Source organism: Leptothoe sp. EHU-05/26/07-4, assembly GCF_043421015.1.
Taxonomy (GTDB): domain Bacteria; phylum Cyanobacteriota; class Cyanobacteriia; order Phormidesmidales; family Phormidesmidaceae; genus Leptothoe; species Leptothoe turfae.
Map to the genome: position 1 here is coordinate 498,416 of NZ_JAXSQV010000006.1, position 15,129 is coordinate 513,544.

At 46.7% G+C, this 15,129-nt stretch carries 7 protein-coding genes; 4 read left to right on the forward strand and 3 right to left on the reverse strand.

The window, feature by feature from the left end:
- Window positions 1–3,705, forward strand: a complete 3,705-nt coding sequence (locus U2F10_RS24290) for a hypothetical protein (RefSeq protein ID WP_499873514.1) — start codon at window positions 1–3, stop codon at window positions 3,703–3,705.
- A 618-nt stretch (window positions 3,706–4,323) separates the two neighbouring features.
- On the opposite strand, the gene xisF is transcribed toward U2F10_RS24290, so the two are convergent.
- Window positions 4,324–5,751, reverse strand: coding sequence for a fdxN element excision recombinase XisF (xisF, locus tag U2F10_RS24295; protein ID WP_499873515.1), 1,428 nt, complete (start codon window positions 5,749–5,751; stop codon window positions 4,324–4,326).
- 248 nt (window positions 5,752–5,999) lie between these two features.
- On the opposite strand from xisF, the gene U2F10_RS24300 reads away from it, so the two are divergent.
- Together U2F10_RS24300 and U2F10_RS24305 are read left to right on the forward strand one after the other, a co-directional pair.
- Entirely contained in the window at window positions 6,000–7,514 is a 1,515-nt protein-coding gene (locus U2F10_RS24300; protein WP_499873516.1) for a toll/interleukin-1 receptor domain-containing protein, read from the forward strand.
- A 2-nt stretch (window positions 7,515–7,516) separates the two neighbouring features.
- Window positions 7,517–10,486: an SPFH domain-containing protein gene (locus U2F10_RS24305; protein ID WP_499873517.1), complete on the forward strand. Its 2,970-nt coding sequence runs from the start codon at window positions 7,517–7,519 to the stop codon at window positions 10,484–10,486.
- Window positions 10,487–10,644: 158 nt separating this feature from the next.
- Here the strand turns inward: U2F10_RS24305 and U2F10_RS24310 are convergent, their stop codons facing one another.
- A complete protein-coding gene (locus tag U2F10_RS24310) occupies window positions 10,645–11,022 on the reverse strand; it encodes a CU044_2847 family protein (RefSeq protein ID WP_499873518.1) in 378 nt (125 codons plus the stop codon).
- A gap of 97 nt (window positions 11,023–11,119) precedes the next feature.
- On the opposite strand from U2F10_RS24310, the gene U2F10_RS24315 reads away from it, so the two are divergent.
- Window positions 11,120–14,113 (forward strand): nSTAND1 domain-containing NTPase, encoded by a 2,994-nt coding sequence (locus U2F10_RS24315; RefSeq protein WP_499873519.1) that lies wholly within the window; start codon window positions 11,120–11,122, stop codon window positions 14,111–14,113.
- A 194-nt stretch (window positions 14,114–14,307) separates the two neighbouring features.
- Here the strand turns inward: U2F10_RS24315 and U2F10_RS24320 are convergent, their stop codons facing one another.
- Window positions 14,308–14,961, reverse strand: a complete 654-nt coding sequence (locus tag U2F10_RS24320) for a hypothetical protein (protein ID WP_499873520.1) — start codon at window positions 14,959–14,961, stop codon at window positions 14,308–14,310.
- Window positions 14,962–15,129: the final 168 nt, after the last annotated feature.

Sequence of the window (15,129 nt, forward strand, 5' to 3'; positions counted from 1 at the left end):
GTGGGTCAACGTTATCAGACCAATCCTGTAACCGTTTCCCAATCTGGGAAAGCAGCGATTTCTATTCTAGAATCCGTCCAGGCTTCTAAGGTATTCGACCTAGATAATGGCCAACTCATTAAGCACAATGCGCAAAGCATTTGGGCTGGAGCGCTAACCCCTCACAGATTTGATCACTTAGAGCAATTGCTTCCTTACCTGAACGGGGATTACTCCTTTGTGCTGGGCGTTGACCGTTCGGGTGATTGCGATCGCAAATTTATAACTACTGCTGAACGGGTCCAGCGATTAGGGGTTGAGAAGCAGCAAAATTGGATCTACCGCTCAAAGGAAGATCTGATTTTCCAATACGGTCGGATGCCGATCATCATCGACATTGACCCAGGTAATTTTGAGTACGAGGAAGCTTACCAAGCGATCAGAGGCGTTTTCCCTGGTTGGGATGACACCCAACGAATAGAAAAGCCCTCGACTAGTTCGGGCATTTGCAACGCCGATGGTGATGTGGTTTATGACTCCAATGGTAGCCACCTTCTAATCCTGGTGGATGGTTTGAATAGCGTAGAAGACTATCAACGGTTTCAGGAAAATCTGGAGGCCCGATTCTGGCTAGCCGGGTTTGGGCACTGGATGCTGAGCAAAAAGCCCAGCGATGGTGGCCCTAGACGGGCACTTGAACGCTTCCCCATGGATATGGCAGTCCTGAAAGACCCTGCACGGGTAATTTACTCTCAGGGGGCTACCTTTACCAAGAAGGCCAAAAGAGCTGGTTTCTGGCAACGCCCACTTAACCCTCAGTTCTTTGAAGGTCGAGAGGCATTTAACGCTGCTGATTTTGAAATTGATGACCTCGATAGATTAGAGGCCATGAAACTGAGGTCAGAGGCTAAGGAAAAACTGCTAAAAGAGTATCTGCCACAGAGAACTAAAGAACTGATCTCAATAGGTGTATCCCCCTCTAAAGCCAAAGAGCGAGCAGCTGATGAAACCCGTTCAATCGAAAATCAGGAGCTTCCAGGTTCTACACTGCTATATCCAGCTGATGGAAGTGATCCTGTGAGAGCAGATAGCTTACTACCTGAGCATGACGGTCTGCTGCTTAAAGCTGTATTAGAGCCTGAATATAGAGGGGGTGCTCAAACTGCGATCGCATACGTTAATGGCAATGGCATTGTGATCAGGGACCAAGCTCATGGAGGTTGCAAATATCTAGTTCAGCTAGCCGAGAAGCATGGCAACATCCTCCGTCAACTCGCTAGCCAGTGGGCAAAGCTCAAAGAATATGCCCATGTAACCAGAACATCGGTTGATATTGTGCCTGTTACACCGATGGAAAAAGGTGCGATCGGTGAGTATGAAGCGCAAGTAGGGATTAATAAAGCCCGCTCCCATCTAGCTAAAGCTTGGCGAGAACAGCATCTACTCTCTAACGGTGAAGTTGGGTGGGTTGAGCCTGTAAGCTTACCCGCTGATAGCCGCAGTCTCACCGCATTTAGCGCGGATGTTTCTTTAGGTAAAACGTCCAATGGTGTTTCTAGGGGGGTATTTGAAAATTATCAGCGCGGTGGTAGAACCCTAATCGTCACAGCACTGAGGCACCTAAATGCCGACACTCGGCGACAGTATCAGCCCCACGACGGGCATGGGAGGCCTAGTGAGTTTCAGCGACTCTTGCAAGAGACGGGCATCGCAGCTCCAACCGTGATGATTCTGGGTGAGGAATCGTCCTCCTCACCCCAAGATGTTCAACCCCTTAGCCTTGATCCATGGTGCGCTGATATCGTCATCTGCTGCCCGGAGTCGCTATGGAAAATCGCCAAAGATATCCAAAGCCATGGCACAGAATACAATCTCATCACTATTGATGAGGTGAGTTCCAGTGTTCACCGTATGGTCAGTGGTGCCCTAAACGCTAACGCTATGGAAATGAAACGGACGCTGTGCGATTTGCTGGAGTACTCACAGCACGTCATCATTGGCCAGCAGGAGATTGAGCAATTCACACTCAAACAGATTCAGACATGGGGCAACTTTTCAGACGCTGAAACCACCGTGCAGATCCGTCAGGTACATCCTAATCCTGACTGTGAGCATTGGGGCTTTGATCGAGAAATCGATATTCTCTATGCCATTCAGCAGTCTGTAAGCATGGGTGAGAACGTTGCGATCGCAACGGCTGATAAGACAGCAGGCCGGAAACTGTGCGAATTACTGGGGGATAAGGCTGAAGTTTTTGATGCTTGGCATGATAAGGACTTTGATGGAGCACGGGCTAAAGCATTCCGGAATGACCCGAATGCGTTTATCCGTAATCATCAGCCCCAGGTGCTGAGCTTTAGCCCCACTATGAGCCATGGGTTCAGCATCACTGAAAACCATTTTGATCGGGTGTTCTACCTGCCTAACGTTTGGACAACGGATTCTGATATCCAGCAGCAGATCGCCCGTATCCGAGACGTGTTTCGGGGCAACCGGCTTAAGAGTGTTGGCACCTATCTCAAGGGCAAGCCTGGGCTGGGCTATTGGCCTGATGCTAACGAGCTATCGATGGTTCAGGCACTAGAAGATGTTAAAGATAGTTTTTTGGGGGCTTATCGGCAGAAATGGGTCAATTCCCACCGTGGTCATGAGGCCGTATTGGAGCGGGCACAGGAACAGTGTGATGAACTCGCTGACAGTATCGCTCCTCACCTCCAAGCCCAGCGTTTCCGCCAGGTGTTTGAGAAGGAACTATGGGCACTCAGTGTTGAACGCAATGGCTGGACAGATCAAAACGCAGACCCTAAATTCACGTTTCAATACGATGGGGATGGCAGCCTGAGAAAAGAGTTTGAACAAAAACTTGAAGCTGCGCGCATTCGTTACGAAGTCAAGCTATCTGACATGGCATCGAAAGTGGAAGCCATTGATCTGAAAGGTCATGAGCCCAAGTCTATGGATGACATCTTAGGTGACATGAAGTTCAAGCGAACTCAGAAAATCGGTAGTGATGACCTTAATACCTCTGACTATTGGCGTTTGTTCCGGTTTGGTGTGAATGCTAGGGAAGCATGGCGAACCGTCTTGTTCATGGGATTGTATCGACTGTATAAGGAACGGCCTGACCTATGGAAGCGCTTGGTCGCCCAACGAACCGAAAGGAAAATCCTGATCGAGGAACTAAGAGCAGCTGACCTGCTCCAGATTGATGAAATTCCGCCACTCGCTGAGATCGAGACTCTGATCGATGCCTTTATGCTGGTGCTCAGTTGTGCGGCTGTGCGGGAGCTATTGAGCCGTGAGAAGCCCATCGCAAGCAATGATCCATTGCTGGGCCAGATTAAACAATATGTTCTGGCTAATCGTCAGGCCTACTATCGGTTAATGAAGTCTCGACCGACTGAGAAACGTTGTGCGACACAGCTTGTGAGTACGTTGCTGAAACGATTTGGGCTCCATTGGAATACAGTCTCACGTTCAGGGACTAAGGTTCGTGTAAGAAAGTATGAGATTCAGGGGCACCTGAAATACCTAGAAAAACGGCTATCTGACCAGGAGAAACGTAAGGAGCCTAACCAGGAAGTGATTGAACGGCTCGAAGGATGGCTGGAGTTTATCCCCCGACTAGTGGAAGCACGTTTCCAGAGATTAGTGGCGGGTATCGTTGAACTTGATAACTTACTGACCCTTATGTCCGATTGGTCGGGACCACCACTCACGTCCTAATTTCACTCTGCTATCTCAGATATAAGGTCTTTAGCCTTTTCCAGCACCAAGCCCATACCTTTAGCCAAGCACGGGACTACCTGCTGGGAAATTTTGCCATCAAATTTTTGACGAAAACAGCGACATGAGTATCAACTTCACTCTAAAGACGTTGGGTCACCACGCCTTCAGAGTGAAGCATGAACTTAAATGCATTTAGAAATCAATTAACTGCTTGACAAATGTCCTTTGGAACGTGGACTGTTTGCACAAGATGTTCTTGAACATTGAGTTTTATAACTTTTGAAATGCAAAACCCCTGACCATAGAACTTACTCTATGACCAATATTTTGTTCATAGCTCTTTATAAAAATAAGAGCGTCCAGCACATTCATAAGAGCAAAGATCTATAACAATGTGCTGGACGTGACTAAAAAACGAATGATTTCAATCTTCTTGCCCAGAAAAAATGTGACATGGGATATCAGAATTACCCCGTCATATGAACCAGGATGGTAGGGGAATGGAAATGAAAAAGGTCTGGACGCACTCACCATAAACACACCGACGAAAGGTAAACCAGCATTTTCACAAACATCTAGCCCTTTTGAACAAGAGGGGACCAGAAGAACAGAGTTCTAAACTTGTAGATCCACAGCGATCACAGTCTTAGCCCTAATCCAGATGGCTTTTACAAAATGGGGATACAGGATCAACTTCTCTTCAGTTCCAAGTGTCTCGCGCCAAAATGTTGGGTCACGCCCTACTTCAGCTAGCTCTGAGCGTTTCGCTTCATCAATGGATGACGGCTCATTCTCACGTTGAGCGATCTGACTTTGAAGCATTGCAACATGTTGAGCAAGAAACCCTCCAGTATCGGAACTGGCTCCCATCATGTTCTTCACTGTTTCCAATTCAGCTTGAAGCCGTTGCAATTCCGAATCGATGTCTTGATCAGCCAGATCTGTAGCCACGTTTTTTGCGATCGCATCGGCACGAGCTACCAGCGCATCTATCAAGGCATCTTCAATCACCTCTGCTCGAATGTATGGCTTGTTTGTACAAGTACCGGCAGCTGCATGGTGACAGTAGTAATAGTAATAATCCCTTGGCTTTCGGTTTTTGGAAGCTCCACTCTTACTGGTGTAGCAAGAACCCTTGCAGACATCACAATGGACCAAGCCCGACATAGGATGACGCCGTTGGGCCTGGGCTCCCCATCCACCAACTTTCTGGTTCACAGCTTTTACCTCCTTGATGGCCTCAAACTCCCGATCCGTCATTAATCGTTGCTCTGAATGGGTGTTCCAGGCAATTTCCTGGCCACGTAAATAGGGGGTGTGGCCTCTGAGGACAGGGTTATTTAGCCAGTTTCTCAGCCCTGATGGGGATACTTGGAGCCCAGGACGACCATAAACTTTGGATGCCTGCTCAACACCATAGATATCATTAATAGCTCTGGCTGTGCGGCGTAAGCTTCTTTCCTTCAGATACAGCTCAATACGTTCACGAGCTATATCCCTAACGGTCAATACCCGTTTACCATCAAGCAGGCAAATATATTCCTGATCATCAAATATGTATTTTTCTTCATCGCTCATGCGATAACCGAACGGTGGATGCCATGCTTTTTTTTGTTGCCGCCGATAGGCTGTACCAGCTTTTACCGCTTCTGTCTTGAAGTCAGATTCACTACTACCAAAAACCATCAGCATATGGGCCATAGTCCGGCCAGCTGCGGTCGATAGATCAATATTCTGATCTAATGTCCTGAGCACTACGCCCGACTCGATAAATATCCCAAGGACTTGAGAGCCTTTAATGTTGTCCCGCGCTAGGCGATTAATACGGGTAGCAATAACCTCGTCAACTTTACTCTGCCTGACCAGGTCCAGCAGTTGCTCTAGCTGTGGCCGTGCTTTTTTCTTGAACCCACTCTGAACATCCGAATAAATTTCGGTGGCCCCAGCCTGCTTAAGGCGCTCAATCTGCTGTTCTAAAGCATTAGAATTTTGGGCCTGCTCACGCTTACTCACGCGGGCATAGCCTACAATGCGCTTAGTCATATGTTTTGAAAAACGGCTGGGTACTCCATCACCCAGCCGTTTTGATTTTAAGTCATGCCTGTTCTAGCGATAGACTGGCAAACTATTTGATTTTTCCAGGGTCATCAGGTAGCTCTTCTTGGCTTTTTGAGCAGATGATTGGAAGCCAGCTGGGAGTTAATCTCTATGCTGATAGTCTGTAATATTATGCGCCATCTAAAGCGCTCCACCAGTATTCTAATGACAGTTCCGTACTGATATATTTCTGAATGGGTTTTGAACAGGATCTATTCATCAGTTTTAGTCATATTGATAACCAGTCTTTGAGCCCAGGCAAGGATGGTTGGATTACTTACTTTCACAAGGCTTTGGAGATCCGATTGTCCCAACTACGAGGGGCTTATCCGCGCATCTGGCGTGATCGCAAACTTCAGGGCAATGATTATTTCAGTGACACTATCTTTGAGACTCTGTCTAAGACAGCTTTACTGATCTCCATCTTGTCACCCCGGTATCTAAAATCTGAGTGGTGCATGGATGAGTTACAGCAGTTTTGCCAGATGGCAACTCAAACTGGAGGGCTGCGAATTGGGGACAATAAGGCCCGCTTATTTAAAGTAGTCAAAACATATTTACCGCGAGATCAACACCCATCAGAGTTTGAGTCCTTCGTGGGATATGACTTTTTTGAGTTTGATGATGCGGGGCGTCCTCAGGAATTTGACAAAATTTATGGCCCTGAGCAGGAGCGCAAATTTTATGCCCGGCTCAATGACTTGGCTTATGACATTCACCAAACCTTGCAACTGATAGAAGCATTACCTATTAGTAGTTCCAAGTCATTAGAAACCCTAGCAGTAGCTACAGCGACAAATACCTCGTCTTCTGAAGGTAAGGCAATTTATCTAGCTGAGACAACCTACGATATGAAGGAGTTTCGGGATAACATTCGCCGAGAACTGACTATGGCTGGACATGTCGTCCTGCCGACCCGCCCCTTACCATTTACGCCAGATTTTACTCATCAGGTGAGGGAAAATCTGGCTCAGTGTGATATTTCTGTCCATCTAATAAGCCCACAAGAATCCGTTACCGAGCAAACTAATTCTCTCTCAGGCAAAGCTCTACAGCAACTCTTAGAGGCACGGAGTCAGGAACAAATTGAGATTGCCACAAACTGTAGTCAGGATCAGAAACGACCACTTAGCCGAATCCTGTGGATGCCCCCAACAGCCCAGAATGCTGAAGCAAATAACTTCTTACAGTCGCTGCAAAGCCAACCAGATTTTCTCAGCACGCCTCTAGAAGTTCTAAAAACAGTGATTCAGGAGCGGCTAACCCAACTAGTATCTCTACCCGAACCTGAACTAGCTGATGGTAAGGGATTACACCGTGTTTACCTTGACTGTGACCAGCGAGATCTGGATACCGTAGGCATTGAGCCTCTTTATGATTGGCTGGAGCAACGTTTTCAAGTAATACTGCCCGATTATGAAAGTAGTAGCCTCAGACAATCGGAGGCTCGACTTAAGCAATGTGAGGCCGTTCTGATTTACTACGGTCAGGCTAGTGGTCTTTGGTTAAAGCGACGGTTGTTGGCTTTGAAGAAAACTCTTTATGAGCGACCTCGACCACTGCTGACAAAGGCTATCTATATTGCTGGTCCAGTAACTCCAACTAAGCAAGGTTTTTCTGACCCAGAAGTCCCTGTAATTGATGGTTCGCAGGCATTTAACCCGAGTCTGTTGGAACCATTTTTAGCTCCGCTAACAGGAGAAGCATAAAAATGGTAGAGATGACAAATCGAACCAATCCTTTTCCAGGCTTACGACCATTTGAGCTAGACGAGGAACATCTTTTCTTCGGTCGCGAAGGCCAAGCCGATGATTTGCTGGTGCGTCTCAACCGTACACGGTTTTTGGCAATAGTAGGCACCTCGGGCAGTGGTAAATCATCACTGGTGCGAGCAGGATTACTGCCTTCGCTATACAGTGGATTTTTATCAGGTACCAGCTCTGGTTGGCGAATAGCGATCCTACGACCGGGTCAGGCTCCCATCCGTAATCTGGCTAAGGCACTGAATCAGCAGGACGTATTTGGGGTAGACACTACTGATGATGAAATCATTATCCGTACAGCCCTGATGGAGAGCACTCTGCGACGCGGGGCACTAGGATTAGTGGAGGTGACCCAGGAGTCCCGTATGGCAAACCATGAGAGTTTGCTGGTAGTAGTAGATCAGTTTGAGGAGCTTTTTCGGTTTAAGCAGCAGGCTCAATCTTTGGTAGATGAAAACGAGGCATTAGCTTTTGTGAAGCTGCTGTTAGCTGCGGTAGGTCAACGAGCGGTAGCGGTTTTTGTGGTATTGACCATGCGCTCAGATTTTTTGGGCGACTGTACCCAGTTTCAAGGATTGCCAGAAGCATTGAATGACAGTCAGTACCTGACTCCTCGCTTAACCCGTGATCAGTTACGACAGGCAATTGAAGGTCCTGTTGCAGTCGGGGGGAGCATGATCACCCCACGATTGGTGAATCGTTTACTTAACGATATAGGAGACAAATCTGATCAACTGCCAATCCTACAACATGCCCTTATGCGGACGTGGGATTGCTGGAAAGAACAAGCAATCCCACCAACACCTATCGATATTGAACATTATGAAGCCATCGGTGGAATGAGTCGTGCTCTCTCCATACATGCTGACCAAATCTACTTCAGTTTTCCTGACCAGGAATCTCGGAAAATCACTGAAACAGTCTTTAAACGGTTAACAGAAAAAGGATTGGATAATCGTGAGGTGCGACGCCCTTCATCTTTAGAAGAATTATGCCTGGTTGCAAGAGCTAATCAAGAAAAAGTAATTTCAGTTATTAACGAATTCCGCAAATATGGCGCTTCTTTTCTAATGCCACCTCCAGATCAATCACTTGAAGAAAAAGTCATCATTGATATTTCTCAAGAAAGTCTTATGCGCATCTGGGATAGGCTTCAAAATTGGATGTCGGAGGAAGTTGAGACTGCCCAAATGTGTAGACGACTAGCTGAAACTACCCAGCTACATCTAGATGGCAAGGCAGCTTTAATTAGAGATCCAGAATTGAGACTTGCTATTGATTGGAAAGAAAAAATCAAAGGAAATTCTGCCTGGGCAGAACGCTATAGCAACAATTTCTATCAAATTGTCACTTTTATTGAAAAAAGCGCAAAGCAAAGCAGTGATGAAGAGGCTGTGCGTGCAAAAAAAAGTAAGACAAAATTTCTGCAAAACTGGATCATAAAACCTTCGCTTTTAGGGGGTGTAGGATTAGCTACTACGGTCTTACTATCAATCACTAGAGATAGATTATTGGGGGCTATTTCACCAAAGTACCTTGTTGCATGTGCAATTTTGCTAATTGTTATTGCATATGCCGTTGGTTCTATTCGGATTATCAAAGAGGGTAATGCGGCAATCGTAGAGCGATTAGGTCGCTATCGTGCGACTCTAGCTCCAGGCGCAAATTTCATCGTACCTTTTTTCGATGCGATCGTTATTGAAGATACTCTTCGGGAACAAATTCTCGATATTCCACCTAAATCATGTACTACGAAAGATAATATAAATCTTGAAGTCGACACCGTCATCTATTGGAGAATTCTCGACTTAGAAAAGGCATATTATTCCATTGAGGATGTAGGATTTGCCATGATTGATTTGGTGAGCATATCAATCATGGCTGAAATAGCGAAGATAGATTTCCAAAGAATTCTTTCATCGCGAGAGAGTATCAATAAGGCTTTGCTAGACATACTCGATAAAACTACAGAACCCTGGGGAGTTAAGGTTAATCTAGTAGAATTACAGGAAATTAGACCACCTAAAGGGCTCATTGATTCCATACAGCAGGAGCAAGCGGCGGCTATCAGAAGATCAAGAATGCAAAGTATTGTAGAAGCTAAGCTTCCAATAAAATATAACGAGACTACAGAACCCTGGAATGTGAAAAGTGAACATATAAGCGTTCAGGAACCCGAGGGGCAATCTCCATCTGTCGTTGGAACTATTCAACAACAAGAAGTGAATACCAGAGTTACAAGATATAGCGCTTCTAGGATTGGTCAAAGTAAAACTCGGCTTCAGCAAAATTGGATCAGAGCATTTATAGCTTTAGGGAGCATAGGATTAGGTGTCACTGCATTATTTAGCAGGGATAGAATATTGGAATATATTCCACCAAAGTATCTTGTTGCATGTGCAATTTTGCTAATTGTTGTTGGATATATCTTGGGTTCTGTTCGGATCGTTAAAGAAGGTAATGTGGCAATTCTAGAGCGATTAGGTCGCTATCGCTCTACTCTAGAGTCAGGATTGAATTTCATTGTACCTTTCTTCGACGTAATAATCATTGAAGATACTCTTCGGGAACAAATTCTCGATATTTCACCTAAATCATGCACTACAAAAGACAACGTTAATCTTGAAGTCGATGCCGTTATTTACTGGAGAATTCTTGACTTAGAAAAAACTTACTATGCCATCGAGGATGTAGAAACAGCCATTAGTGAGTTGGTGAGTACATCACTCCGAAGTGAGATTGGAAGAATGGAATTTCGGGAAATCATGCCATTCAGAAATAGTATTAGCGAAGCATCGCTTGAGATACTCAATATAGTTGCAGAAGTTTGGGGAGTTAGAGGTATGCGAATAGAGATACAGGAAATCAAGCCTCCTAAAGCTCTGATTGACGCTATGGACGAAAGGTGGTCACTCTAAATAAGCATTCGGTTATACGGTTCACCGAGCAGGTTAATGGTTAGTATGAGAGGTGGATTATAAGAGTGTTAGCGCGGCTAATCCTTGGAACATGGGGGAGCTGAGTAATTTGGAGACTATACTATTATGCAGTCTCGCTATCATCACCTCAGCCCTGGCTAATCCAAGCCTCCCTTTTCCCGCTCTGGAAACGAACACTCAACGGTGATCTTGAGATTACATTCAGCACTCCCCTTCGTCACATAGGGCACCCCACCCTCCCCAGCCACCTTGATGCCAAACTCCAACGTCACCTTATCCACATTGGCAGTGGCCATGTCCTTAAAAGCACTCAGGGTATGGGCTGTGTAGGTGCGAATCGTGCTTTGCATCATCTGGAAGTTTCGGATCGCTTGCTCACCAGGGCCTTTGGGAGTACGAGTAGGGCCGTCAGCAGTCGGTACTGATGGAGGCAAAGGTGGAGCCGTAACGGTTTCGTCAGCCTCGATATAAATGGTCGTGCCGTCTTCGAGCTGAATGGGGGCTAGTTGGGTCATGGCATATAAAGAAGAATGAATAAGTACCAGTACGGGTACTGCTATATCAGCAACCAGATACTACACTGACACCACATCCTGCCATTAGCCGCCATCTATGAGCCGCGATGCCCTGATCGTCGGAATCAATCGCTATCAGTATTTGAGTTCCTTGAAAGCTCCGGCTAAAGATGCTGAAGCGATCGCACACCGATTGGAGGAGGATGGCGATTTCAATAAAGTGCAGCGGATGCCGGAACAGCTCGACCAGGCTAATGGGAATAGGCCGGTGGTGTCATCAACGCAGCAAGTTTTGCAGATACAGCTCGAACAGGCATTAGAGAAGCTATTTTTGCCTGACAGTAATCAGGCACCGGAGACAGCGCTGTTTTATTTTTCTGGCCATGGCCTTCCTGATCGCAAGGGATTTGACAAAGGCTATCTAGCAGCGAGTGATACAAACTCTAATACCCCACGAGCAGGGTTATCTCTGCGCTGGCTGCAGTGGTTGTTATCAGAAAGTCCGGTCAAGCAGCAAATTATCTGGCTTGACTGTTGTCATAGTGGGTCTTTGATTGTCAATGTTGAAGCGGCTAATCCAGGCAATAGCGAAAGTCGAGATCGCTGCTTTATCGCGTCGTCCCGTGACTTTGAAACCTCCTGGGAGGATCTGAACAGTCCTTACAGCGTACTAACCAAAGCACTGCTAGAGGGACTGGAACCATCTCGGTTACCAGGACGCTGGATTGATACCTTTGCACTGGTGGATTACGTGAGCCAATCACTGAAGGGTGAATTACAAACACCCGTCTGTACCAATTTTGGTGAAGCGATTAACTTGACTCGAACCTGGCAAGTTGAAGACCAGACAACTAAGGAAGTATCAGTAGACAGTGGTATCTGTCCATACAAGGGGCTGGAGTTCTTCGACTGCAATGATGAAGACCCGAAATACTTCTTTGGTCGAGAAAAGCTGGTCGGCCAACTGCTTGATCAGGTACGCACATCCAACTTTATGGCACTGGTTGGAGCCTCGGGCAATGGTAAATCATCAGTCTTACGCGCCGGGTTACTACATCAGCTAAAGCTGGGGCGACGCATCGCAGGCAGTGACCAGTGGCAGATTCTGATTACCCGACCAGATGCCCATCCAATGCAAAACTTAGCCGCTGTGTTTGTACCGGATGGTGGATCTCAGCTAGACCGTGCAGAAGCACTAGGGCGAGCTGCGGGGCTCTTGAAGGAAGGAGCGGCTGGGTTACAGCGACTAGTACAGGCATCCACAGTTCCACGCACCATTCTAGTGATAGATCAATTTGAAGAAGTCTTTACCCGGTGCGATAGCTCTGAAGAACGCGAACAGTTCTTTAGCTGTTTGATGGGAGCACTGAAAGAAACTGGGGAAAAGCTCTGTCTGATTATTGCGATGCGGGCGGATTTTGTTGGTAAATGTTTAGAACAAGATTACAGTGGATTAGCCAAAACACTTCCAACTCATACCATTAGTGTTTTGCCCTTGACAGAAGATAAGTTGAGAGATGCTATCTGTAAACCCGCTGATCAGGCTAATTTAACGGTTGAACCCGCTCTTGTCACCCAAATCCTCAACGACATTAAGGGTGCGCCTGGTAGCTTGCCACTCTTGCAATACACCCTCAAGGAACTGTGGCAGCGTCGTCAGGAAAGTACGCTCATGCTCTCTACCTATCAGGAGCTTGGTGGCATCAACGGCACCCTAGATAAACGGGCAACTGAGATTTATGACAACTGTGATGCTGCGCAGCAACGTACAGTGCAACATATTTTTCAACAGTTAACTCAGCTAGGTGAAGGCACTGAAGATACCCGCCGTCGTGTTTTTCTAGATAACCTTATTTCTGCCCCTCTTCACCCAGAAGAACGAGTTAGGACACTGATTGATCTATTATCCAGCAAAGATAATCGACTGTTGGTGACCAGTGAAGTTATTAGTAAAGGTGAAATACAAGAACGACGTGCGATCGTTGATGTGGCTCATGAAGCCTTGATTCGTCATTGGCGTTTATTGCGACAGTGGATCGAAAAGAATCGGGATTTATTACGGCAGCAGCGACGGATTGAAGCCAGTGCCGTGACCTGGCAAGAGCATAATCAGTTGAAAGGATATTTGCTACAGGGGTTGTCACTCAATGAAGCTCTCCGATTTCAGAAACAACAAGCAGATACTTTTCCACTCTCAGAGTCAGCTAAAAAGTTTATCCAAAAAAGTGTTTGGCAAAAACGCTGGAATCTTCTAAAAGCTTCTGTTTGGCTCATTATTCCGGCTGTGATTATTGCTGCACCAGTAGAATATAGTGCACGTGAAAACGCGATAAAAGAGGACTATGGCCGCTTAGACAGTAAAAATAAGTCCGAAGAGAAACAAGCAGTTCAATCTTTGGTTGCTGGTTGCTTTGCCGATTTAACCTATTCAAGAATTCCTCCATACATCTTAGAACGAGTATTTGGTAACTGTCGCTCACTTCTGGGAGCTCGCTTATCAGAAGCCAACCTCAGCAGCGCTTACCTCAACTACGCTTTCCTCCGCCTCGCTGACCTCCGTGACGCAGACCTAAGCCATGCTTACCTCCAACATGCCATCCTTCAAGCCGCCAACCTCAGGTCTGCAGACCTTTCATCTGCTGATCTGGGTTTCACCTACTTTCGCGATGCCAACCTCGAATACGCCAATCTTAGCTACTCTGGTCTCCACGGTGCCAACCTCGAATACGCTAATCTTTCCAACACCACCTTCCGCTCCACCAATCTCCATAACGCTAATCTGAGTTTCGCCAACCTGAATTTCGCCAATTTCCACGACGCCAGCTTCCACGACGCCAAACTCAGCAATGCTATTTTCCTTAGTACGAATTTGCATACTGCTAAAGGGCTTACTCAGCAGCAATTAGAAGGTGAAAACCCACCTCTCATCTGCAATTCTTCGCTTCCTGAAAGTATTGAAATTAAAGGTGGTAAAGACCGAGACTGTGACAAGTTAGCGGATATCTTGCATCAAAGATATCCAGATGAGTTTGAGAACATTGAAGCAGCGGCAGAATTTGTCAATGAGCAACGGCAGAAAAACTGGGAATAGCCTTGAGAGTCTGTGCTTAAACGCTCTAGTTCTATAGCTGAGTCAGAGAAAACTTCCCCTCATGGCAACCATTCCCCTCATGGCAGCCATTCCCCTCACGACAACCGCTGATAGCGAACTTCACATCTAAATCAGTCCGTCTCAATATTCTCTGCGATCGCAACCTCTTCAACCACTCCACTCAATCCTCACCCTCACTCGCCCATCCCTATCTCACCCGCTATCTCCACCTCTTCCACCACTTCAACCACTCCACCCGCTCCCTTACCCCGAGCCTTCTCCTGCACCAATCCCATCCCCTTAGCCAAGCACCCGGCCACTTTCTGAAACTCTTCATCGGTCAGGCCCTGACGCAAGATCCCCAGAATCATCTCCACCTCACTCTCCAACCGTTGGGTCACCACAACCTCCACTGGAGCATTAGCACCCGTGAGTTTGGAGATCGATTCGATGGTTTGGCGAAGCTCCCTAAGCACAAGCACCGTTTTCACCGGTCGGATATTGGCCGTATCCGCTTCGGCATCATCCCTAAGTTCCTGAACCATTTCATTCAGAATCTCAAGATTGCCCTCAAGCCTAACCAGCTGAAGCGTTTGCTGATCTTGGTAGGTCTCTCGATGGAAGACGGTCAGGTTTTTAACAAACGCCTGGTAATCATCATGCAGAACGGATACCGATAAGGGGTGGCCTTCTTTGGTGGCAAAGCCTTGCTCGGCTAACTCCTGGGCAAACTCTCGGGTGATCTGGCCGCCTGCACGACGATGATCAAAGACAAGCTGAGCCCGTTGTGCTCTATGGTCTGACTCGGAGAGTCTCTCGGCTAATTCTCGTTTGTGATTGATTCGCATGATGGGACTTGTGGGATGAGTGGGGTGGAGGAAAGGAGGGGGTGAAGGGCGCTAATCCATTGAAAATCTTCAATACCAAATCACGATCTCATTAACAATAGACTTTGATCTATGGTTAAAGGAGCTGTCATAGCTATCAGGCAAAAGAGGGTGCGATCGCACTGAGAT